This is a genomic window from Streptomyces sp. NBC_00223, assembly GCF_036199905.1.
Lineage (GTDB): Bacteria > Actinomycetota > Actinomycetes > Streptomycetales > Streptomycetaceae > Actinacidiphila.
The window spans coordinates 7763664-7785011 of the sequence record NZ_CP108109.1; the positions used below are offsets into that span (position 1 = coordinate 7763664).

Below are 21348 nucleotides of genomic sequence, written 5' to 3' on the forward strand. Positions count from 1 at the left end.
CCGAAGGGCGTCGCGACATGGCCGGGTTCTGGATCGCGCTGGGCGTCGTGGTGCTCGGGGTGGGGCTGGTCGACCTGTTCCTGACGTCGTTGAACTACGACGAGGCCGGGTTTCTGGCGACCCCGCTGTGCGCCCTGCAGTGGCGGGCGATGCGTCAGGTCACCCGCCGGATTCCCCGCAGGTGGCGGCCCGCCGCGCTGCGCCAGGCCACCGGGCTGCAGATCGCGGTGAGCCTGCTGACCTGGCTGGTGTGCGTCGTGCTCGGATTCGGGTTCATCTACTACGGCCTGACCCCGGGCAACGGCTTCGGTTACGACGGGCAGGGGCTGGGACCGGGCATGTTCAGCGCCCTCTACCTCTCCGCCGCACAGCTGGCCACCGTGGGCACCTCCCAGGTCACGCCGGAGACCGACGTACTGCGCACGCTGACCATCCTGGAGACCCTGAGCGGGCTGGTCCTGGTCACCCTGGCACTGACCTTCCTGCTGGGCGTCTACCAGGTGGTGCGTGACCTGTCGGCACTGTCGTCGAAGCTGTACGACGTGGCCGACGCCGAAGACCCGGTCGCCGGCCTGGCCCCGTACTTCCCACAAGGCCGGGCCACCGGGCTCGACGCCTACCTGGAGACCCTGCACGACAGCTTCGCCTCCTACACCGACGGGCTGCGCCTGCATCACGTCGCCTACTACTTCCAGAGCGGACGCGACCACTTCTCACTGCCCTACGCGCTGAACAGACTCGGCGGGATCATCGCCACACTGCGCTGGGGCCTGCCCGCCGACCATCCGGCCGCGCGGCAACCGCTGCTCACCCCACTGACCCTGCACTTCACCCGATTCACCGACTACCTGCACCAGCAGCTGCGCTGGCAGAGCACCGATGTGCCCGAGGTCGTGGCGTTCGACGTGTTCGCGGCCGCCTACCCCGACGGCAGGCCATCGGACTGCGAGTCGCCGAAACCGTCATCGGCGCCGTCATCGGGCTGGCCACCGCGACCTTCCTGCTGCCCACCCGGACCCGGGAGAAATTCACCACCGACCTGCTGGCCCTGCTGCACACCGTCGGCGACATCGTCCGGACCGCGCTCACCGACACCCCCGACCAGCAGACCCTACGCCGCCTGACAAGCACCATGAACCAGAACCTGCGCCGCCTCTACCAGACCGCCGCGCCACTCCGCCGCATCCCCGGCACTCTGCACCGCGACGGCGTCGAACGCCAACTCACCGTCGCGTCCGCACTCGCCTACTACACCCGACACCTCACCAACCCCCGCACCCCGCCACCTGCCGCCGTGCCCCTGGACAAACTGGCCGAGCTCACCGACAACAACCTGCACGCCCTCACCCAGGCCATCACCGGCCACCCAGCCGTCGACACCCATGACCCGACAGCCATCCTGCCCCCGACCGACGACCCCGCCGCCGCAGACCCCCTCGTGCGCAACACCGTACGCATCAACCAGATCATCACCGCCCACACCGCCGACATCACCCCCGGCGAACCGGAGGCAGAACCCCGCCGGGGGTGAAACCCTCCAGCGACGGCGACGGCCGGCGCCGGCCGGGTTCAGCGTGCCGACCGGCGCGGAACCCACCGTGGACACCGCTCTTCGGACGGGTGCCCGGTGGCGTGGCATTGGGCCTGGGCAACGTGTACCCCGACGAGGTACACGCGGCCGCACCGGCACCGCTCGTAGCGGGAGGAGACCAGCCGGTAGAACAAAACGAGTGGGAAGGAATGGGTCACCGCCCCGGGAGCCACCTCCGCCACTGCCACGGTGATCTACGACGCACCTCTGACCGGCAGCACACCGACACGCACGGCGCGTCCACCGTCGGGTTCGCCTTCGCCGGACCGAAGCCCCCGACGTACCGGGCGATCGAGAAGCTGGGCCGGGCGGTGCGTACCTCGTTCGTCTGCGGCTGCCTCGCCGACGCCGAGATGCGCCAGGAGATCCACGAGGGGTTGCAGGTGGTGGAGAACGAGAACCGGAACTCAGCGAACAAGGACCTCTTCTACGGCAAGGACGGCGACCCGGCCGGTGCGGACAAGGAGTCCCAGGAGGTCAGCCTGCTCGCGCCGCACCTGCTCCGGATCCGCGCCGGCCGGAGCCCGGGTGAGGACGAGGTTGCCCGGGACGCTTCGGCGTCCCGGGCAACGGGCGTGGGCGGCAGCGGCGGGGCTCGAGTGCAGGGCCTGCCGCATGGCCTCGCCGGTGCCGACCGGTCACGGGTGCTGCCGCCGTTGAACTTCCGGGCGGCCCACCGGCGGGAGAGCGAACGGCGGGCGGCCCGGTCGCGTGCGGTCAGGGTGTGATCAGGGAGCGAGCACGACCGTCTTGCCGCGCAGCCGCCCGGCGCCGGCGTCCTCATGCACGGCGGCCAGCTCGGCCACCGGGCGGTGGGCGGCGACATGGAGCCGGAGCTTGCCGGCATCCACCTTGGCGACCAGCTCGGCCAGCTGGGCTCCGTCGCTGCGGACCCACAGGCTCGCGCTGCGCACTCCCCGGGCGGGGTCCTCGGGAATCGGGCCGGCCGTGCTGGCGGCGACCCCGCCGTCGGCGACGTAGTTCGTCAGCTGCGCGAGCTCCTCCGGGGAGACGCGCACATGGTTCACCACGACCTGGAACGGACCGCCCACGGCGGCCGGGCCCGCGGCGGGGGCGAGGGGGCCGACGACCCGGTCCGCCCCGTAGCCCCGAAGGCGGTCGGCGTGCTGCGGCGCGTCCACCGCGGTCACGTGCGCTCCCGCGTCGACGGCGAGCTGCACCACGAGGCTGCCGACCGCGCCCCCCGCCCCGTTGACCAGGACGGTCTGACCGGGCTTCAGCTCGGCGAGCTCGAACGCCGTCTGCCAGGCCGCCAGGCCGGTCAGCGGCAGCGCCGCGGCGTCGACCAGCTCGGTCGTCCGGGGCGCCGGGGCCAGGGACTCGGCCGGGGCGAGCACGTACTCGGCGGCGCCGCCGGCGGAGTCGAGGGGCAGCATCGCCACGACCCGGTCGCCGACCTCCAGGCCGGTCACGTCCGCGCCGAGTTCAGCGACGGTGCCCGCCAGGTCGATCCCCGGCACGTACGGGAGAGTGATCGGGATCATCTCGGCCAGGACACCGGCGCGGATGTGGTCGTCGACCGGGTTGAACGACGTGGCCGCCACCCGCACCAGCACCTGCCCGGTGCCGGGGACCGGACGGTCGAGGTCCTCGTAGCGCAGGACCTCGCTGCTGCCGAACTCGTGGAAACGTATTGCCTTCATGGCACTTTCCTCCAGGGTGTATTGATGTCGCCGCCAACGGATGAGCCGATCAGGCGGGAAGGTGAAGCACGTCGAGGCGCTCAGGTCAGCCGCACCGACCGGGTGGAGTTGCCCATCACCATGCGGTCGATGGCGCTCACGGCGCTGCCGGGGTCATCGGCGGCGCCGACGGTGAGCAGCAGCGGGACGAAGTGGTCGGCCGTCGGATGGGCGACCGCAGCGCCGGGTGCCTTGTCGCGGTAGTCGGTGAGGGCGTCGGCGTCGCCCCGGGCGAGGGCGTCAACGGCCCACTCGTCGAAGGCCGTGGTCTCGGCGGCGAGCTCCGGCCGGCGGAAGACGGCGAAGCTGTGCGTCATGAAGCCCGAGCCGAGAACGAGGATGCCTTCTTCGCGCAGGGGCCGCAGGCGTGTCCCGAATTCGAGCAGAGCGCCGGGGTCGAGGCTGGGCATCGACAGCTGCACGACCGGGACGTCGGCCGCGGGGTACATGGCCATGAGCGGGATGAAGGCGCCGTGGTCGAGGCCGCGGTCGGCGAACTCGTGCACGGGCGTCCCGCCCAGCAGGCCGGTGAGTCGCCGCGCCAGGTCGGTGGCGTCCGGGGTCGCGTAGGGCAGGGGGAAGTCAGGCCGTTCGGGGAGGCCAGGCTGCTCGTGGTGGTCATCGAAATCAGCTCCTTCACTTGCCTCGGCAAGTGTTTTCACTTGCCGAGGCAAGTGAAAAGCTAGCCCATCAAGGGTTGCCCAGGCAAGTGATGCGAGTTGCCCGGGCAAGTATGATGGGGCTCATGGACACTCAGTCGCCCTGGCTCGACGACGACCAGCAGGACCTGTGGCAGGCGCTGCTCACGGTCGTCATCGCCCTCCCGGCGGCCCTCGACCGCCAGCTGCAACGGGACGCGGGCATCTCCAACTTCGAGTACGGGGTTCTGGCCCAGCTGTCCATGGCCGACGAGGCCACGATGCGGCTCAGCGACCTGGCCCGGGTCTGCGACAGCACCCAGCCCCGCCTGTCGAAGGTGATGGACCGCTTCGAAGCCCGCGACTGGGTCGCCCGCAGGCCCGACCCAGGCGACGGTCGATATACCCTCGCCGCCCTGACCGACGCCGGCCGGCAGAAGCTCGTCGAGAGCGCACCGGAACACGTCGCGCAGGTGAAGCGGCTCGTGTTCGACCCGCTCAGCGCCGCTCAGCGCCGCCACCTCGAGGCCGCACTCACCCGCATCGCCGCTACCGTGCGCCGGGAACTCGAAGGAGGCTGAGCGCCCTCTCCAGGCGGGGCCTTGCGGGCCGACGGTGGCCTTGGCGCCGGACTCGCTCCACGCCTTGCAGTCGTTGCGGTTGCCCGGCAGTGTCTGTCCGACCACGGCGGCCAGGCGAGTACCGGCGTCGATGACCACCTGGCGGCTGGTGAAGTACCGGAAGTTTTTTTGACTGTTCGGCGACCTCATGGTCGCGGGTTGGAACCAGGGGGCCGTCCACGATGAGTACGGCGTCCTTCGTGAAGCGGTGCCAAGGTCGCAGTGCCGTCAGCGGCCCGACGTGACCGATGACGCGGTCGACCGCGGACTTCGAGATGCAAGATCATTTCACCGGTGTTGAGCTCTCCGGCCGGTGAGGGTGGGTTCCGGACGCGAAGGCGAGAATGTCGAGGACGGCTGAGCGCAGGCTTCCGAAGTGACGGCGCACGCCGTCGACAGCGACGGGAGCGTTGACCCCCCACACCGTCATGCCGGCCCGCAGCCCGGACCGCACCCCGGAGGGGGCGTCCTCGATCACCAGACAGTCCTCCGGCTCGGCGCCGAGCCGCTTGGCAGCCAGCAGATACGGGACAGGTGAGGGCTTGCCTTCCTCGACGGAGGCGGCATCCACGATGACATCCGGCACCGGCAAGCCGGTCCGGGCGAAGCGTCCGCGCACACGGTGCTCGTAATTCGACGTCACCAACGCCCACGACCCGGAGGGCAGCGTGCCCAGCAACTCGGAGGCACCGTCGAAGGCCGTATACACGCCGGACCGCACATCCTCGTCCTCCAGGTCGTGCAGTGCAGCCAGGCACTCACGCGGTTCACGGTCCGGAATGACCTGTGCGAAGGTATCCATCGGCCTGGTCCGCAGCGCCACTTGGTAGACCTCAACGGGATCCAGCCCGTATCGCTCCGCCCACTCGCGCCAAACCCGGCGCTGGTTGTCCACGGCATCGATCAACGTGCCATCGACATCGAACAGGACATACTTCTTAGCTCCGGGCCGAGCAGGTTCACCGATCACGCCTCGATCATGCCATCAGGCCCCCGAACAGGCAGTTTGCGGGACAACCCTTACCTTGTTCTTTATCTACCAAGATCTTCCGGGCTTGCCGATTGCCTTGAGGGTCTCGGGGCGTGACGGTCTTGCCGACGTCGTAGCGGGGTGCCCGGTGCTTGTTCTTGGCGCCGGGTGGGCGTCCGGGGCCGGTGCCTCGGGGTTTGGGGACGCGGGCCGGGCAGGCGAGATGAGCGCGGATGTTCCTGAACCCCCGGCGGACCCGGGCCGGGGTGAGTCTGTCGGAGGTGGTCGGTTTCTCCCAGGGCCGGCGGAGGTCCACGGCGAGGGTCCGGGCGAGCCGGAGTTGGGTGTGGGCGACGATCGGGATCCAGGTCCAGCGGTCCGCTGCCTCGGGAGTGCGGAGTTTCGGGGTGGTCCAGCCGAGGGTCTGCTTCGCGAAGCGGAAGGTGTGCTCCAGGTCGAAGCGGCGGAGAAATGCCTGCCAGAAGCGATCCACGTCGTCCGGGGTGGCACCGGTCTTGGAGGACCATAACCACCGTGGCGGGGCATCCCGTTCTTTCGACAGATGCTCGACCTTCAGCCGCATCAACGTGCCCTCGACCAAGGGCAGTTCGCCGTCGTGGTCGAGCCATGAGGAGCGGTGGGTGAGCCGCGGGTGGACCCGGCCCCATGCCTGGGTCTCGGCCTTGCCGTAGTTGGTGACCGTGGGCTCGGGCCAGGTCTCCGGCTTGGTGAACCGGAATTCCGGGCCGTGCTTGGGCGGCCGGCCGCTGACACCGGGCGCTCTCGGCAGCCGCATCACGCGATCGGAGCGGACACGGCCGACCAGCTCGACCGGCAGGTCGCGCAGGACCCAGGCCAGGCGGGTGACGTCGTAGCCGGCATCGCTCACGATCACGATGTCCGGGTTCCCGGCCTGCCACTGGCTTGCGGCGATGATCCGTTCAACGACCCCTCGGAGCTGGGCGGCGGTGACTGCGGTCGCGTCGTCCGCCGGGCCGAGCCGGACCGCGTCCAGGATCGCGGTCCAGGACGTGGCACCCGGCTCCAGAACGGCCACGAAGGAGTAGGGCCAGCCCGGAATGAACTGCGACGCAGTCTTCGCCCGGCCGTAGACGTGGCAGAACAGGCGCTCCGCCGAGCACGGCGCGTCCGAGCGAAGCCATGGCGACACGTCGACCGCCAGGACCAGGCGCCCGCTGTCGAAACGCGGCAGCGGCAGGCCGGCCAGCACCGTCCGCAATCGACCGGTGTCGATCCGGCCGTGGTTCAGGCCGCCGTACATCGCTCCGTGCCCACGACGGTGCTCGGGCAGCAGCGTCAAGTCCACCGGGGACTTCACCGCACCGTCCACACAGAGCACCGCGTCCGCCAGTTCGAACAACTCGTCGCGCCGGGCGGTCAGACACTCGTAGAAATCTCCCCGGAAGCGTGACGCTTCCGCGAACGCTTCCCTCCGAACAGCATCAGGCAGCAGACTCACCCTCACGGCCTTCGTCCCGGTCACGTGCACCTTGGTCGGAGCACAGGATCAGACGAAGGCCGCTTCCACGTCCGGCGAATCCCCACGCGGGCGAATCCGTTCGAGACGCCATTCGAGACCGTGGCACCATGTACGGCATGACGACGAACCGAAAGGTCCATGCCGCGTAGACGGCCAGGACACATCCGTGCCGGCGCTCCCGGCAGCCACCGGACCAGGGGTGCAGGGTCAGTCATCAACGGCCTGTCTTCAGGTGCACTCTCCGAGATCATCCGTCTTGAGCACACCCGCAACTATCTGCAGCCAGGCGACGTCAGCGCGGCTGTGGGCCTGTGGAAGGACTACGTCCACCAGCCCGAGCGTACACTGTGGCACGACTACGAGCGGGGCAACGTGCACTGGTACTGCTGCGGCAACCCTCTCGAAGCCCGAGCCCTCCTCGACACCGTAATGCAGGCCCTGTCACCACGAAGCACCCGCGAACTTCGAAAGATCGTCAACCGGTCAGACGCCGTCTGGAACCTTCCGTCCCCGCCCTGCGACGCGGCCGGAAGATAAAGAACAAGCTTACTGATCGTTTCAGAATGCCGTCCTGCGGAGACGCTGGCGGGCCCGCACATCGCCGTCGCCCTTGCGGTCGCCGCCTGCCGGCCCGGCCACTCGATCTACTTCATCAGCCTCGACGACATGGTCCGCCACCTCAAAGCCGCCGGGGAAACAGGGCCGGCTGATGCGCAAGCTCGGCACCTACCTGCGGTCCAGCGTCCTGGTCGTTGACGAGGTCGGCTACCAGCCGCTGGAGCGGGCCGAGGCGAATCTGGTCTTCCAGGTCATCTCCCAGCGCTACGAGAAGGGCCTGATCGTCCTGACCTCAACAAGACCTTCGGTAAGTGGGGCCAGGTCTTCGGCGACGACGTCCTCGCCACCGCGATCCTCGACCGCCTCCTGTACCACCACGAGGTCGTCTCGATCAACGGCAACAGCTACCGGCTCAAAGCCGCCTCGCCGCCATCGAACGGGACCGAGACCACGCAGCCTGACCGACCGTGGGGGGCTCACAGATCAGACCACTGGTGTCCTTCGGAGTAATCGTGCCAGCCTCGGAAAAACCACCTGGCCAGATCACTGATCCGCTCTATGCAGGCCTCGTAGTAGACCCCCGGGGTCGGCCTCGGGAAGTTCGGATGTGAGGTCCACATTGGAACCCAAGTCGCGATCTCATAGAACCCCTCAGCCAGCCACCGGTCGAGTTTCTCGTCGCCCTGGCAGTGCTCGCATGTCATCCTCATCGCTCGCTCAAGACGGGTGAGGTTCCCCCGAGATGCGGGGAATGGTGACAGCAGGTCAGATGGGTTTCATGAGAGGGGCCCTGACGATGCCTGCCCCGAGGAAGTACCCGCTGGAGTTGCGTGAGCGTGCGGTGCGGATGTACCGGGCGGCCGAGCCGAAGCCCGTGATCCGTCGCATGGCCGAGGAACTCGGCGTGCACCACGAGGCCCTGCGCAACTGGATCCGCCAGGCCGAGGCGGACGCCGGCGAACGGGACGATGTGCCGACCACTGCCGAGCGGGAGGAGCTGGCCGCCCTGCGCAAGGAGAATGCCCAGCTCAAGCGTGCCAATGAGGTCCTGCGGACGGCCTCGGCTTTTTTCGCGGCCCAGCTCGACCCGACCCGGCCCCGATGACCGCGCTCCTCGATGAGCACTCGCACCTGGGGGCCGAGCCCGTACTCCGGGAACTGGACATCCCCTCCTCCACCTACTACCGCTGGCGCCAAGCCGTGACCGAGCCGTGCGAACGGCGCCGCCAGGACGCCGGGCTGACCAGCAGGATCCGCCAGATCCACGACGAGTCCGGCGGGATCTACGGCTCACCCCGCGTGCACGCCGTCCTCAAGCGCGAGGGTGTCCATGTCGGCCGCAAGCGCGTCGAGCGGCTCATGCGCCAGGCCGGCCTGGCCGGGATCAGCCCCCGCCGGGGCAAGAGTTTCACCCGCCGGGACCCCGACGCCGAACTCGCTCCTGACCTGGTGCAACGCGACTTCACCGCGAACGGGCCGAACCGATTGTGGGTCACCGACCTCACCATGATCTCCACCCAGGAGGGGCCTTTGTGGCTATCGGCGATCCGGGACGCGTTCTCCCGCCGGGTCGTGGCATGGGAGACCTCCGCCCGCGCGGACGCCGACCTGGTCCTGACCTCGCTGGAATACGCCCTGGCCAGCCCCGAAGTCGCGCCCGGCGAACTCGTCCACCACGCGGACCACGGCACCCAATACACCTCGGTGAAACTCACAACACGCCTGGTCAGGGCCGGGATCCAGGCATCCATGGGCTCGGTCGGCGACTCGTTCGACAATGCCCTCGCGGAGAACCTGTGGATGCTGGTCAAGACCGAGTGCATCCGCGGCCGCGTCTTCGCCACCAGAGCCGAAGCAAACCTCGCGCTCTTCGAGTACATCGACGGCTTCTACAACCCCCGCCGCATCCAAAAACGGCTCGGCTACCTCAGCCCGATCGAGTACGAAGAGAAGCACTACGCCAACCGGGCGACGGCCGAACCAACGAACCTGAAACCACGTCAACCCGCCCTGACCAGCTAGTCAGCCACACCCGCACACCGGGGGAACCTCATGCCCGCCAGGGCAGGTCACGCCAGGGTGCGTCAGTCCGCAACGGACCCGCTGATCGGCATGAACACGCTCAGCCGGTAGGTGGTCGGCTGGGTCAGCCGCCCGCAGAGCGTGTCCAGCCGAACCGCTGACCAGTCGATCTGCTTGTTCCCGGCCCGAAGGCGCTGAATCTGGGCACGCCACTGCGACTCGTCCTGAGTCTCGAAGAGCACTTCCCAGCGTCCCGTTTCCGGGGCAAAGCGGGCGGCAGCCCGCCGGCGGGCCTCCCGCTGCTTCCGCTTCCTCTGCCCTGGCACTGACTCAGCATCACGGCCCGCCCACAGAAGAGCAACGTGGTTACCCGAGCATCGATCTCAGGAAGCCGGCGATCATCCGTCGGACGCACCCAAGCGGTGTGACCAGCCAGTGGAGGTCTGCGACCAGGTCCCCGCGGTACCGGCGCGGCAGGGCCCGGCGCCGGCTGATGGGGGGCGTCGGGGAACATAAGCGGACAACTGGTCGAACAGGTTCAGGGTGATCCCCCTGCCGCGCGCCTGTGGGGGGATCGTCAGGCCGTCCCAGGGGGACAGCGTCGTGGTACTCACTGGGTTCAGCTCCCGGTAGTCGTGCCGTCCGATATCGGGCACTTTCCGGAAACGCCGGGGTTTGGGCGAGCCGCAGTCCGCCGCTAAGATCCGCGGCCTTCGCGTGGATACTAGGGGCATGCGTATTGACTTCGACCCTGGTCAGACCGACAGCAGGGCCTTTTACCGACTGCTCACCTCGGTGGTGGTGCCCCGGCCGATCGCCTGGGTGTCCACGACCTCCGCGGCGGGCACGGACAACCTCGCCCCCCACAGCTTCTTCACCGTCTCCTGCGTCAGCCCGCCCGTCGTGCAGTTCACGTCGGTGGGGCGCAAGGACTCGGTGCGGAACGTCGAGGAGACCGGCCAGTTCGTGGTGAACCTCGCCCCTGAGCACCTGTTCGAGCAGATCAACGCCACGGGGACGCCCTTCCCGCGCGGCGTCAGCGAGTTCGACGAGGTCGGGATCGCGCGCGAACCGAGTCTGAAGGTGCGGCCGCCCCGGGTGGCCGCGTCCCCCGTGGCGCTGGAGTGCGAACTGCACAGCACCCTGCGGCTCGGCGACTCCACGGTCGTCTTCGGGCGGGTCGTGCACGTCGCCGTCTCGGAGGCCGCGATCGTCGACGGCCGCCCCGACGTACGGCACCTGCGCCCGCTGTCCCGGCTCGGCCGGAACGAGTGGGGAACTCTTGGCGACATCCTGGAGATCAACCGGATCCCGCTGGAGGAGTGGCCGGCGCGCCCGGGTCGCTGACCGCCGGCCCGGTCGACGCGGTCGCGGACGTACGGGCACGCGTACGCCGGGCCACCGCGGCCGCCGCCACCCCCGTCACCCCGAGAAAACCGAGCGCGCACAGAAAGACCGGCGAGGTCGGCGAGGCCGCGCGGCTGCCCGCGACCACATAGGCCGCCGTGTTGGCCGCGCTGCCCGCCGCCGTGGCCGTCAAAAAGGGCATCAGGCGGATACGGGAGACCGCCGCCGCGTAGTTCGCCGCGGCGAACGGCACCCCGGGAAAGAGCCGCATCGCCAGCGTGCTGCGGAAACCGTGCCTGCTCAGCTGCCGGTCGAGCGACAGCACGAACCTCCCGCGCAGCAGCGGCCGTACGGCGTCCCGGCCGAGGAAGCGTCCCAGCAGGAAGGCGAGCCCCGCGCCCAGTACGGTCCCGCCGATCGCCGCGGGGAGCCCGGCGTGGATGCCGTACAGCGCCCCGGCGGCGGCGTTGAGCAGCGGGCGCGGGACGAAGGCGACCGTCGCCACGCCGTACGCGACCGCGAAGACGATCACCGCGGTCGCGCCGGACGTCTGCGGCGCGAGCCCGTGCGTCGTCAGCAGCCGCTGCGGCTGCCAGGCCAGGGCGGCCACGACCGCCGCCGCCAGTACGGCGACCAGCAGGGCGAACCGCGCCCACGGCGACCACAGCAGCCGCGAGCCGCGGACGGCCAGTCGGTACGCCGGGCGCCGTCGCGCGTCCGGCCACCGGGCTGAGGCTGAGGTCGAGCCGGAGGCCGGCGGCGGGGGCACGGGCAGGGCTGAAGCTGAGGTCGAGGGTGAGGGCGGGCCGGGGATCGCGGTCGAGGGCGCGTTGACGTTCGCGTGGTCGAGCACGGGGCGAGCGTAACGGAGGCGGCGGCCGTACGGCTCCGGTCGCACGGCACTTACGCCGGCCGGACGCCGTACAGCCGGACGCCGGACGACCGGGCGGCCCACACCGCACCGCGTACGACCGGCCGGCGCTCCGCACCGCGTACGACCGGGCGGCCCGCACCGCACCGCACCGCACCGCGTACGACCGGGCGGCCCGCGCCGCACCGCACCGCGCCCCGTACAACCGGGCGCCCGCACCCCCCTCACACGGCTGCCCGAAGCCTCACGCCCGCTCCGCCGCCATCCCCTCCGCCGCGGACTCCCGCCCGATCGGCCCGCCGCCCGCGATCACCGGGGAGGGCGGCTGCGGATTGCGGCGGTCCAGGACGCCCGCCGTCACCGCGATGCCCAGGCCGATCACCGTGAGCACCGCGCCGACCAGCGCGGGCGACGTCCAGCCCCAGCCCGCCGCGATGGCCGCGCCGCCCAGCCAGGCGCCGCCCGCGTTGGCGAGGTTGAAGGCCGAGTGGTTGGAGGCGGAGGCCAGGGTGGGGGCGCGGCGGGCCTTGTTCATGACCAGCATCTGGAGCGGCGTGGTGGTGAGGAAGCCCACCGCGCCGAGGACGACCACGGCGACCGGTGCCGTCTCCTTGGACAGCGCGGCGTAACGGAAGAGGACCAGCACGACGGCGAGCGCGGCCAGCGAACCGTAGAGCGTCGGGCGCAGCGCCCGGTCGGTCAGCGGACCGGCCGCCAGCGCGCCGAGCGTCATGCCGATGCCGAAGAGGGCGAGCAGGAGGGTGACGGAGGAGTCCGCGAAGCCGGTGACCTCGGTCATCATCGAGGCGAGGTAGCTGTAGACGGCGAAGACGCCGGCGAAGCCGAACACCGCGGTGAGCAGGCCGAGCAGCACTTGGGGGTCGCGCAGGGCGCGTACTTCCTGGGCCACGCCGACGTGTTCGTCGGAGGGCAGCCGGGGGACGAGGAGCGCGAGCGTGGCCAGGGAGAGCAGGCCGACCACGGACACGACGAGGAAGGTGGCGCGCCACCCGAGGTGCTGGCCGAGGGCGGTGGCGGCGGGGACGCCGACGATGTTGGCGATGGTCAGGCCGAGGAACATCGCGGCCACGGCCCGCGCCCGCCGGTCCTCCGCGACCAGGCGGGAGGCGACGACCGCGCCGACCCCGAAGAAGGCGCCGTGCGGCAGCCCGGTGAGGAAGCGGCCGGCGAGCAGCGTGGCGTAGCCGGGGGCGACGGCGGAGGCGAGGTTGCCGATGGTGAACAGGCCCATCAGCAGCACGAGCATGCGCTTGCGCGGGACGCGGGCGCCCAGCGCGGTGAGCAGGGGCGCGCCGACGACGACGCCGAGGGCGTACGCGGAGACGAGGTAGCCCGCGGTCGGCACGGAAGTGCCGAGGTCGTGCGCGACGTTGGGCAGCAGGCCCATCATCACGAACTCGGTCGTGCCGATGCCGAAGGCGCTTATCGCGAGGGCGAGTACGGCCAGGGGCATGGAAAGGTTCCTTCGGGTACGGGGGACGGTGACGGCCGGTGGGCGGCCGAACGCACTTAGTTTACCAGCGGAACAAAGTCTCGTACCCCTTTCATTCCGGGGGATCACGGGGCAGTGAAGTTTCTCCGGCGCTCGTCTGTACGGAGGGAACGTGACGCGCCGTCACACACGCGCCGGCGCCCGCGCAGCGCGCCGGCGTGAGTTGCGGCGGTGGCCCGCCGGACGGGTGGGCGAAGCGGTCGCCGGCATTCCGGCGGGGGCGAGTCGCCACGCGGGCCGCGTCCACCGCTCGCGCGGGCGTGGCGCGTTCGGCTTGCGTGAGCCGACATTCCCACGCCGGGTACATGCTCCGGCTCGCGCCCCCGGCGCCGGCCGCGGGACGGGGTGCGGTGGCTGGGAGGATGTGAGGGTGGAGGACCAGGAAGAACCCGTACCCGTCACGCGGCCCGTCGACTTCGGGACCGCGAAACTGCTGCCCGACATCGACCGCGCCCGCGCCTGGCTGCTCACCGTGGACGGCGCCCCGCAGTCGTACGTGGACCTGGACGACCCCACGCACCTGGAGTTCGAGTACGTCCGGCGGATCGCCTGCGCACTGCGGGCCGCGTTCGCCACGCCCGTGGACGCCGTGCACCTCGGCGGCGGCGCGCTGACGCTGCCGCGCTGGCTGGCCCGGACCAGGCCCGGCTCACGGCAGCACGTCGTCGAGGCGGACCGCGCCCTCGCCGCGCTCGTGGCCGAACACCTGCCGCTCGCCGCGGACGACACCGGCATCGAGACGCGCACCGCCGACGCCCGCGCCTGGCTCGCCGCCCGCCCCGACGCGAGCGCCGACGCCGTGATCACGGACGTCTTCGGCGGCTCCCGCGTCCCGGCCCACCTCACCTCCGTCGAGTTCGCGGCCGACGCGCTGCGCGTACTGCGCCCGGACGGGCTGTACGTGGCGAACCTCGCCGACACCGCGCCCTTCCCCTTCCTCGGCTCCCAACTGGCCACCGTACGCGCGGCGTTCGGCCCGGACGCCGACATCTGCGTACTCGCCGAGCCCGGTGTGCTGCGCGGCCGCCGCTTCGGCAACACCGTGCTGGCCGCCTCCCGCCGCCCGCTCCCGGTCGACGCGCTGGCCCGGCTCTGCGCGGGCGACGCCTTCCCCGCCCGGGTCGTGCACGGCCGCCCGCTCGACCGCCTCACCGGGAGCACGCCCGTCTACGACGCCTCCGCCACACCCTCGCCCGCCCCGCCGGACGGCGCCTTCACCGTCGGCTGACCGGCGGCCGCCGTACCCGCCGCCACGGTCCGGACCGCCGGGTGCGCGCGCTCCAGCCGCCGTACGTCCGGCAGCAGCAGTACGGCCGCGGTCAGCACGACGATCAGCGCCGACGACCCCCACAGCGCCTCCGTCCGGCCGAAGGCGTCGGCCGCCGGGCCGGCCAGCGCCATCGCCAGCGGCATCATCGCCACCGAGCCCAGCCAGTCGTACGCCGAGACCCGGGACATCTTCTCCTCGGGGATCTCCTGGTGCAGGGCCAGCATCCAGCCCACCGCGAACACCTCGATGCCCACGCCCGCCGCGAACATGGACAAGGACAGCAGCCACAGCGGAAGGGCGAGCGCGAGCGCGACGGCCGGCAGGGCCATCGGGAAGACGCCGAGGGTGCCGGAGAGCAGCATGCGGCGCGGTCTCCAGCGCAGCATGACCAGCCCGCCGCAGACCGTACCGACCCCGCCGACGGCCAGCGCGATGCCCCAGGGGCCGGCGCCGCCCAGGTGCTCGCGGGAGACCAGCGGGCCGTAGACGGACTCGGACGCGCCGAGCATGCCGTTGACCACGCCGAACTGCACGACGATGCCCCACAGCCAGGGGCGCGACACGAACTCCCGCCAGCCCTCGCGCAGATCGCCCAGGATGCCGCCCGGCTTCCCCGAGCGGTCCGGACGGTCGGCGGCGGCGACCGCGAGCCGTGAGCGCAGGCTCGCGGCGAGGACGAATCCGGCCGCGTCGATCGCCAGTACCCAGCCGGGCCCGAAGGCCGCCACCAGCGCGCCGCCCAGTCCGGCGCCGCCGATGGTCGCGCCGTTCATCGACAGCCGGTAGACGGAGAACGCCTTGCCCGCGTGCGCGGTCTCGACGGTCGACAGGACCATGCCCTCGGAGGCGGGCGAGAAGAAGGCATGCGCGGCGCCGCCGATCCCGGTGAGCGCCGCCATCTGCCACAGCGGGGGAGACCCGGTCAGCACCAGGAGGGCGAACAGGCCCTGGGAGAGGGCGTTGACCGAGTTCGCGCCGACCATCACCCGCTGCCGCGGCACCCGGTCCGCGAGCGCCCCGCCGACCAGCAGGAAGACCACCATCGCCAGGGTGCGGGCGGCGGCCACCAGACCCACGTCGGTGGCGCTGCCGCCGCTCTCGATGACGGCGTAGGCGGCGGCGATCAGCGCGCCCGAGTTGCCGATGTTGGTGATGAAGGAGGCGGAGACCAGCAGCCGGTAGTTCCGGCCGGCCCAGGGCGGGAAGGCCGCCAGCCGGGCCGCTCCGCGCGGGCGGCGGCGCTGCCGCGACGACGGGGGTACGGGGGCGCGCCGCGGGGGGCCGGCCGGGTCTTTCCGCTTCACCCGGGCACTATCCCCGAGCGCCCGGCCCGGCGCCAGGGGATATCCGCCCGACGGCCCCCGCCGCCCACGCGCTCCGGCGCACGCCACCGCCCGACCGCCCGCCTTCGAGAGGACCGGCGGGCGGACCGGAGTGCGGGCCGGCGGGCGGGCCGCGTGAGGCCGCGCTACTTCTTCAGCGGGCGGATCGTGCTCTTGATCTTGTCGATCGTCGCCTCGGCCAGCTGGTCGGGCACTCCGCGGTCCGCGTACAGCACCCACACCACGAGCGACTTCGCCGGGTCGCTCTGCGCCGGGTCGACCCACGCGACCGTGTACGCCTCGCCGTCCGCCGAGCACTTGTTGGCCTTGGGGACGTCCGTCGCGGTGGCCTGCGCCTGCCAGCCGGATATGCCGTACGAGTTCTGGAACGCCTTGCTGTTCAGCGCCTTGGAGAAGGTGCCCTTGCCGTTGTCCTGGTAGCCCCAGTACGCCCACGCCGTGGCCTGCACCTCGGCGGCGTTGCGCACGCTGGTCGCGCCGTTCGCGCCCTTGGTACCGACCACCGCGCGGTCGGCCGTGCCGTTGGCCGTCTTGCACCAGTTGTGCTTGTAGTACGCGGGGGCGCTCATCGCGACGGCGGGCTTGCCGTCCTTGTCCTCGAAGCCGATCGTCATGCCCTCGCTGTCGACGCTCCAGTCCGGCGGCACGTCGAAGGCGACATTGCGCTCGCCGCGCCTGACCACCTTCCAGCCGGGGACGACCGGCTTGACGTCCATGGTGTCCGGCGCGCCGCGCGGGTTGTCCGGGTCGTCGGTCTCTGGGGCGCCGGTGTCGGTCGGGGTCGGTGTGGCGGTGGCCGAGGTAGGGGCCGTCGCGGTCGGCGTGGAGGTCGGGCCGTCCTTGGCGTCGTCCTTCTTGTCACCGTCGGTCAGATAGACCGCACCGACCACCACGGCGGCGATCACGGCGACGGCCGCGGTGATCGCGATGCCGACGGTGAGGTTCCTGCGGTCCTTGCGCGGCGGCTGCCCGCCGGGTCCGCCGGGCACGGGCGGACCCCACTGCTGCGGGGTCGGATAGCCCCCGGGCGGCGGTTGCTGCTGGTAGCCGGGCTGGGCGTACGGCGACTGCGCACCGTACGGCTGCGTCTGCTGGTACTCCGGCTGCTGCTGCGGGTAACCCGGCTGCTGCGGGTAGCCGGGCTGCGGATACCCGGGCTGGGGGGCCGGCTGCTGAGGGCCCGGCTGCTGGTATCCGGGGTGCGCGTACGGGCTGGGCTGTCCGTACGGTCCCTGCGGTTGCTGAGGGGGATTGCCCTGCGGATTCTGCTGTCCCCCGGGCTGCTGGTCTCCTGGCCACATGGCGGGAAACACTAGGGGAGCCTGGCCCGCGGTTCCACGCCGGATACCCCTACTCGCTGGTAACCTGCGGGCATGACCGAGACCTTGCCCTCCATAGGCGACATGATGGCGGCCACCGTGCCGATGGTCCGCACCCTCAACCTCCGGTTCACCGAGACCACCCCCGAGCGCGCGGTCGTCCTGCTGCCCGACCAGCCCGACTTCCACAACCATGTCGCCGGCCCGCACGCGGGGGCGATGTTCACCCTCGCCGAGTCCGCGTCCGGCGCGATCGTGCTCGCCGCGTTCGGCGACCAGCTCGGCCGTGCCGTGCCGCTGGCCGTGCGCGCCGAGATCGGCTACAGCAAGCTGGCCAAGGGCCCGGTGACCGCGACCGCGCGGCTCGGCAGGCCCGTGGCCGAGGTCGTCGCGGAGCTGGACGCGGGGGAGCGCCCCGAATTCCCCGTCGAGGTGGTCATCCGGCGCGCGGACGACGCCGAGACCGGGCGGATGACCATCGTCTGGACCCTGCGCCCGAACCACTGACCGCGCCGGCACCGCCGGTCCCGGCAGTCGGCAACGGCTGACCTGGCAGGACGATCCCGTCGGCCCCGTTCGCCGGGCCGGAAAGTCCGCGTGGTCGGTTAGGCTTCCCAGCAGTGCGCCAGGGTGCGCGCTCCGACTGTCGTCGCGGGGAGGGAACCGGCTGTGCACGTCCAGGAATGGCTCGACGGCATCCCACCGATCGCGGTCTACCTGATGGTCGGCCTGATCATCGGACTGGAGAGCCTGGGCATTCCGCTGCCGGGCGAGATCGTCCTGATGACGGCCGCGCTGATGTCGTCACAGGGGAACGTCAATCCGTGGCTGGTCGCGGTCAGCGCGATGATCGGCGCGATCGGCGGCGACTCGATCGGCTACTCGATCGGACACCGCGGGGGCAAACCCCTGCTGGAACGGCTCGGCCGAAGATTCCCCAAGCACTTCTCACCAGGCCATGTGGCCACCGCCGAGCGCTCCTTCCAGCGCTGGGGCATGTGGGCGGTCTTCTTCGGCCGCTTCGTCGCCCTGCTGCGGATCTTCGCCGGACCGCTGGCGGGCGTGCTCAAGATGCCGTACGCGAAGTTCCTCACCGCCAACGCGCTCGGCGGCGTCGTCTGGGCCGGCGGCATCACGGCCGTCATCTACTACGTGGGCGTCGTCGCCGAACCCTGGCTCAAGCGCTTCGGCTACATCGGGCTGGCCATCGCGGTCCTCTTCGGCGTCGGCTCGATGCTGTTCGTGAAGCGGCGCGCGGCCAAGATGCAGGCGGAAATGGAAACCGCGGCCGAGCCCGAGGTCGCGGCGGTGCAGGCCGGGGAGTAGGGCCCGCGCCGTATACGGTGGGCACGTGCCCGAGAATGAGAACGTGTTCTTTTCCGCGATGGCGGGCGCCGCGGCCTGGCGCCGCCGCGCGACCTCGCGTCTGGTGCACCGCGGCTGGCAGTGGGTACGGGACACGGGCGCGGTCACCGCGGACCGCCCGGGGCCGCTGCGTTTCGGCCGGATCGGCGACGGCACCCGGCTCGCCTTCCCGCAGGGGACCGTCTTCGGCGAGCCCTGGATCCACCTCGGCGACCACTGCGTCATCGGGGAGCAGGTCACCCTCACCGTCGGCCTGATGCCCGGCGGCACCGGCTTCGGCCCCGACCCCGTCATACGGCTCGGCCACGGCGTCGTCATCGGCCGGGGCAGCCATGTCGTGGCCCTGGCCCCGATCGTCTTCGGCGAGAAGGTCTACTGCGGCCCGTATGTCTACGTCACGAGCCTCAATCACTCCTACGACGACATCACCCAGCCCATCGGCGAGCAGTGGCCGCGCTCGGCGCCGGTCGAGGTCGGCAGCGGGAGCTGGCTCGGCGCGGGCTGCGTACTCCTGCCCGGCGCGACACTCGGCCGCAACGTCGTGGTCGGCGCGGGCGCCGTCGTACGCGGCGAGGTGCCCGACTACGCGGTGGTCGCGGGCGCGCCCGCCCGGATCGTACGGCGCTGGCTGCCGGAGACCCGGAGTTGGGACCCGCCGCTGCGCACCCCGGCGCCCTCGCCCTTCCCGGCGGACGTGAGCCCCGAACAGTTGCTGGACGTCGAGGAGTCCGCGGAGCCCGCCGACGCGAGCCAGGCGCCCGGCCCCCCGTGGCACGGGCCGACCCCTGGCCCGCCCGGCGTGTGAGGCCGGCGGCGCCGCGAGGGTCGGCCGGAGTCAAGCCCGCCGTGTGAGAGTGCGGCCGCCTTCCCCGCAGCGTCGGCGCACAGTCCGCGTTTGTTAGGTTCAAGCCCATGCGCGCACCGATCGGCACCTTCGAGGTCGTCCACCCCGCCACCGAACGCCGTGAGCTGCTGCCCCCGCCGGTCGCCGCCGCGGTCACCGCCGAGATGATCCTCGTCGACACCGACCCGGCCAAGGCCGACACCGCCGACTTCGTCGCCGCCTACGGCCAGGACCTGCTGGAGAAGTCCGCGAACTGCGTGGTCGTCGCGGGCAAGCGCGGCCAGGACATCACCCTCGCCGCCTGCCTGGTGCTCTCCACCACCCGTGTGGACGTCAACGGCACGGTCCGCCGCCACCTCGGTGTGCGCAAGGCGTCCTTCGCGGCGATGGACACGGCCGTGGGCGAGACGGGCATGGAGTACGGCGGGATCACCCCGGTCGGGCTGCCCGCCGACTGGCCGCTGCTGATCGACGCGGCCGTGGTCGAGGCGCCCTACCTGGTCATCGGCAGCGGAGCCCGGCGCGGAAAGCTGATCGTCCCCGGCAAGGTGCTGGCCGCGCTGCCCGGCGCGGTCGTCCTCGACGGCCTCGGCGTCTGACCGCGCCCCCGCGGCCCCCGACCGGTCCCTCGGCGCCCGCGACCCCGTACCCGCGTCAGCCCAGGCGCGGTATCTCGATCGCGGGGCAGCGGTCCATCACCATGTCGAGACCGGCCGCGCGCGTGCGGTCGTACGCCCCCTCGTCGATCACATCGAGCTGGAACCAGACGGCCTTCGCGCCCACCGCCACCGCCTCGTCGGCGACCCCGCCCGCCAGGTCGGAGTTGACGAAGACGTCCACCACGTCCACTGGGAAGGGGATCTCCGCCAGCGAGGCGTACCCCTGCTCCCCGTGCACGCTCTCCGCCTTCGGGTGGACCGGCACGACCCGCTTGCCGAAACGCTGGAGCACCGAGGCCACGCCGTACGCGGCCCGCGCGGTGTTGTTCGACAGGCCGACCACCGCCCAGGTGTCGCCCGTGCCGGTCAGGATCTTCCGTACCGTCTCCGTGTCGCCGTACACGCCGTCCTCCAGCCCTTCGCGGCCGCTCGTCGCCGGCCGCCCTCGCCTGTCTGTTCCCTCTGTCGTCTGTCGCCTGGTCGAACGACGGTCCGGGCGTGACCATTCCCGCGCTTAGGCTGAAAGGATGACCGACCGGTATCTGACGGTGGCGCGCGCGGGCGTGCACGAGAGCGAGATCAAACGCTCGCGCTTCCTGTGCGCGCTGGCGCCCGCCGGGAGCGAGGACGCGGCCCAGGAGTTCGTGCGCGGTGTCCGCAAGGAGCACGCGGGCGCCAGCCACAACTGCTTCGCGTACGTCATCGGCCCCGACGGGCGCCTGCACCGCGCCAGCGACGACGGTGAGCCCGGCGGCACCGCGGGCACCCCCATGCTCCAGGTGCTGCTCGCCCGGCAGGTACGCGACACCGTCGCCGTCGTCACCCGTTACTACGGCGGCATCCAGCTCGGCGCGGGCGGCCTGGCCCGGGCGTACGGCGGTGCCGTCTCCGCCGCGCTGGACGAGATCGGCACGGTCGAGCGGCGCCGGCTGGCCCTGGTCACCGTCACCGTCGACCACCAGCGGGCCGGGCGGCTGGAGAACGAGCTGCGCACCGCCGGGCACACCGTCCGCGAGGTGACGTACACCGCCGCCGTCACCTTCCGCCTCGGCGTCCCCGAGGCCGACGTGCCCGCCTTCCGCTCCTGGCTCGCCGACGCCACCTCGGGCACGGCCGTCGTCACGACCGAGGGCAGCGCGTACGTCGACGTATGACCGTACGACCCGGCCGTACGGCGCTGCCGCACGACCCGGTCGGTCCCGCCGGTCGCCGCT

General features: G+C 71.5%; 23 protein-coding genes and 2 pseudogenes. 14 read left to right on the forward strand and 11 right to left on the reverse strand.

Annotation, left to right across the window (positions count from 1 at the left end; all coding sequences use genetic code 11):
• Positions 1 to 17: 17 nt before the first annotated feature.
• The 3 genes from OHA30_RS32945 to OHA30_RS32955 all read left to right on the forward strand — a co-directional run bounded on the left by OHA30_RS32945 (position 18) and on the right by OHA30_RS32955 (position 2319).
• Positions 18 to 1124, forward strand: a complete 1107-nt coding sequence (locus tag OHA30_RS32945) for a potassium channel family protein (protein WP_328917524.1) — start codon at positions 18 to 20, stop codon at positions 1122 to 1124.
• A gap of 8 nt (positions 1125 to 1132) precedes the next feature.
• Positions 1133 to 1531, forward strand: a complete 399-nt coding sequence (locus OHA30_RS32950; RefSeq protein WP_328917525.1) for a hypothetical protein — start codon at positions 1133 to 1135, stop codon at positions 1529 to 1531.
• 209 nt (positions 1532 to 1740) lie between these two features.
• The gene (locus OHA30_RS32955) at positions 1741 to 2319 is read left to right on the forward strand and encodes a Tn3 family transposase (RefSeq protein WP_328917526.1); all 579 of its coding nucleotides are present in this window, start codon (positions 1741 to 1743) and stop codon (positions 2317 to 2319) included.
• On the opposite strand, the gene OHA30_RS32960 is transcribed toward OHA30_RS32955, so the two are convergent.
• Together OHA30_RS32960 and OHA30_RS32965 are read right to left on the reverse strand one after the other, a co-directional pair.
• A complete protein-coding gene (locus tag OHA30_RS32960) occupies positions 2320 to 3255 on the reverse strand; it encodes an NADP-dependent oxidoreductase (RefSeq protein ID WP_328917527.1) in 936 nt (311 codons plus the stop codon).
• 80 nt (positions 3256 to 3335) lie between these two features.
• A complete protein-coding gene (locus OHA30_RS32965) occupies positions 3336 to 3956 on the reverse strand; it encodes a DODA-type extradiol aromatic ring-opening family dioxygenase (RefSeq protein ID WP_328917528.1) in 621 nt (206 codons plus the stop codon).
• An 83-nt stretch (positions 3957 to 4039) separates the two neighbouring features.
• Between OHA30_RS32965 and OHA30_RS32970 the strand changes: the two genes are divergently transcribed.
• Entirely contained in the window at positions 4040 to 4513 is a 474-nt protein-coding gene (locus tag OHA30_RS32970; protein ID WP_328917529.1) for a MarR family winged helix-turn-helix transcriptional regulator, read from the forward strand.
• A gap of 27 nt (positions 4514 to 4540) precedes the next feature.
• Here the strand turns inward: OHA30_RS32970 and OHA30_RS32975 are convergent.
• The 3 genes and pseudogenes from OHA30_RS32975 to OHA30_RS32985 all read right to left on the reverse strand — a co-directional run.
• Positions 4541 to 4829, reverse strand: a pseudogene (locus OHA30_RS32975) (IS5/IS1182 family transposase); the annotation flags it as partial.
• 6 nt (positions 4830 to 4835) lie between these two features.
• Positions 4836 to 5522, reverse strand: a complete 687-nt coding sequence (locus tag OHA30_RS32980; RefSeq protein WP_328917530.1) for an HAD-IA family hydrolase — start codon at positions 5520 to 5522, stop codon at positions 4836 to 4838.
• 7 nt (positions 5523 to 5529) lie between these two features.
• Positions 5530 to 7002, reverse strand: a complete 1473-nt coding sequence (locus OHA30_RS32985) for an NF041680 family putative transposase (RefSeq protein WP_328918090.1) — start codon at positions 7000 to 7002, stop codon at positions 5530 to 5532.
• A gap of 615 nt (positions 7003 to 7617) precedes the next feature.
• Here OHA30_RS32985 and OHA30_RS32990 point away from each other — a divergent pair.
• From OHA30_RS32990 to OHA30_RS33000, 3 genes and pseudogenes are all read left to right on the forward strand, one after another.
• Positions 7618 to 8042, forward strand: a pseudogene (locus OHA30_RS32990) (ATP-binding protein); the annotation flags it as partial.
• A gap of 335 nt (positions 8043 to 8377) precedes the next feature.
• A complete protein-coding gene (locus OHA30_RS32995) occupies positions 8378 to 8686 on the forward strand; it encodes a transposase (RefSeq protein ID WP_328917531.1) in 309 nt (102 codons plus the stop codon).
• Complete coding sequence (locus OHA30_RS33000) at positions 8683 to 9603, forward strand: IS3 family transposase (protein WP_328917532.1); 921 nt, start codon at positions 8683 to 8685, stop codon at positions 9601 to 9603. Before OHA30_RS32995 ends, OHA30_RS33000 begins: the two co-directional genes overlap by 4 nt.
• A 62-nt stretch (positions 9604 to 9665) precedes the next feature.
• On the opposite strand, the gene OHA30_RS33005 is transcribed toward OHA30_RS33000, so the two are convergent.
• Positions 9666 to 9845 (reverse strand): hypothetical protein, encoded by a 180-nt coding sequence (locus tag OHA30_RS33005; protein WP_328917533.1) that lies wholly within the window; start codon positions 9843 to 9845, stop codon positions 9666 to 9668.
• Positions 9846 to 10335: 490 nt separating this feature from the next.
• Here OHA30_RS33005 and OHA30_RS33010 point away from each other — a divergent pair, with 490 nt between their 5' ends.
• A complete protein-coding gene (locus tag OHA30_RS33010; RefSeq protein ID WP_328917534.1) occupies positions 10336 to 10950 on the forward strand; it encodes a flavin reductase family protein in 615 nt (204 codons plus the stop codon).
• Here the strand turns inward: OHA30_RS33010 and OHA30_RS33015 are convergent.
• Both OHA30_RS33015 and OHA30_RS33020 read right to left on the reverse strand, forming a co-directional pair.
• Positions 10904 to 11803, reverse strand: coding sequence for a TVP38/TMEM64 family protein (locus OHA30_RS33015; RefSeq protein WP_405784878.1), 900 nt, complete (start codon positions 11801 to 11803; stop codon positions 10904 to 10906). The genes OHA30_RS33010 and OHA30_RS33015 overlap by 47 nt on opposite strands.
• Positions 11804 to 12065: 262 nt before the next feature.
• On the reverse strand, positions 12066 to 13295 hold the full coding sequence (locus OHA30_RS33020; RefSeq protein ID WP_328917535.1) for an MFS transporter: 1230 nt from the start codon (positions 13293 to 13295) through the stop codon (positions 12066 to 12068).
• Positions 13296 to 13698: 403 nt separating this feature from the next.
• On the opposite strand from OHA30_RS33020, the gene OHA30_RS33025 reads away from it, so the two are divergent.
• The gene (locus OHA30_RS33025; protein ID WP_405784877.1) at positions 13699 to 14562 is read left to right on the forward strand and encodes a spermidine synthase; all 864 of its coding nucleotides are present in this window, start codon (positions 13699 to 13701) and stop codon (positions 14560 to 14562) included.
• Here OHA30_RS33025 and OHA30_RS33030 read toward each other — a convergent pair.
• Both OHA30_RS33030 and OHA30_RS33035 read right to left on the reverse strand, forming a co-directional pair.
• Positions 14502 to 15908 carry an MFS transporter gene (locus tag OHA30_RS33030; RefSeq protein ID WP_405784876.1) on the reverse strand — a complete coding sequence of 469 codons (1407 nt, stop codon included), beginning with the start codon at positions 15906 to 15908 and terminating at the stop codon, positions 14502 to 14504. The two genes, OHA30_RS33025 and OHA30_RS33030, sit on opposite strands and share 61 nt — an antisense overlap.
• A gap of 164 nt (positions 15909 to 16072) precedes the next feature.
• On the reverse strand, positions 16073 to 17248 hold the full coding sequence (locus tag OHA30_RS33035) for a hypothetical protein (RefSeq protein WP_328917537.1): 1176 nt from the start codon (positions 17246 to 17248) through the stop codon (positions 16073 to 16075).
• Positions 17249 to 17320: 72 nt separating this feature from the next.
• On the opposite strand from OHA30_RS33035, the gene OHA30_RS33040 reads away from it, so the two are divergent.
• From OHA30_RS33040 to OHA30_RS33055, 4 genes are all read left to right on the forward strand, one after another.
• Positions 17321 to 17773 carry a DUF4442 domain-containing protein gene (locus tag OHA30_RS33040; RefSeq protein WP_328917538.1) on the forward strand — a complete coding sequence of 151 codons (453 nt, stop codon included), beginning with the start codon at positions 17321 to 17323 and terminating at the stop codon, positions 17771 to 17773.
• Positions 17774 to 17935: 162 nt separating this feature from the next.
• Positions 17936 to 18592: a DedA family protein gene (locus OHA30_RS33045; protein ID WP_328917539.1), complete on the forward strand. Its 657-nt coding sequence runs from the start codon at positions 17936 to 17938 to the stop codon at positions 18590 to 18592.
• A gap of 25 nt (positions 18593 to 18617) precedes the next feature.
• Positions 18618 to 19436, forward strand: coding sequence for an acyltransferase (locus tag OHA30_RS33050; protein WP_405784874.1), 819 nt, complete (start codon positions 18618 to 18620; stop codon positions 19434 to 19436).
• Between the two features lie 107 nt (positions 19437 to 19543).
• Positions 19544 to 20074, forward strand: a complete 531-nt coding sequence (locus OHA30_RS33055) for a YbaK/EbsC family protein (RefSeq protein WP_328917540.1) — start codon at positions 19544 to 19546, stop codon at positions 20072 to 20074.
• Between the two features lie 55 nt (positions 20075 to 20129).
• On the opposite strand, the gene OHA30_RS33060 is transcribed toward OHA30_RS33055, so the two are convergent.
• Positions 20130 to 20537 (reverse strand): CoA-binding protein, encoded by a 408-nt coding sequence (locus OHA30_RS33060; RefSeq protein WP_328917541.1) that lies wholly within the window; start codon positions 20535 to 20537, stop codon positions 20130 to 20132.
• 124 nt (positions 20538 to 20661) lie between these two features.
• Between OHA30_RS33060 and OHA30_RS33065 the strand changes: the two genes are divergently transcribed.
• Positions 20662 to 21288 carry a YigZ family protein gene (locus tag OHA30_RS33065; protein ID WP_328917542.1) on the forward strand — a complete coding sequence of 209 codons (627 nt, stop codon included), beginning with the start codon at positions 20662 to 20664 and terminating at the stop codon, positions 21286 to 21288.
• Positions 21289 to 21348 lie beyond the last annotated feature (60 nt).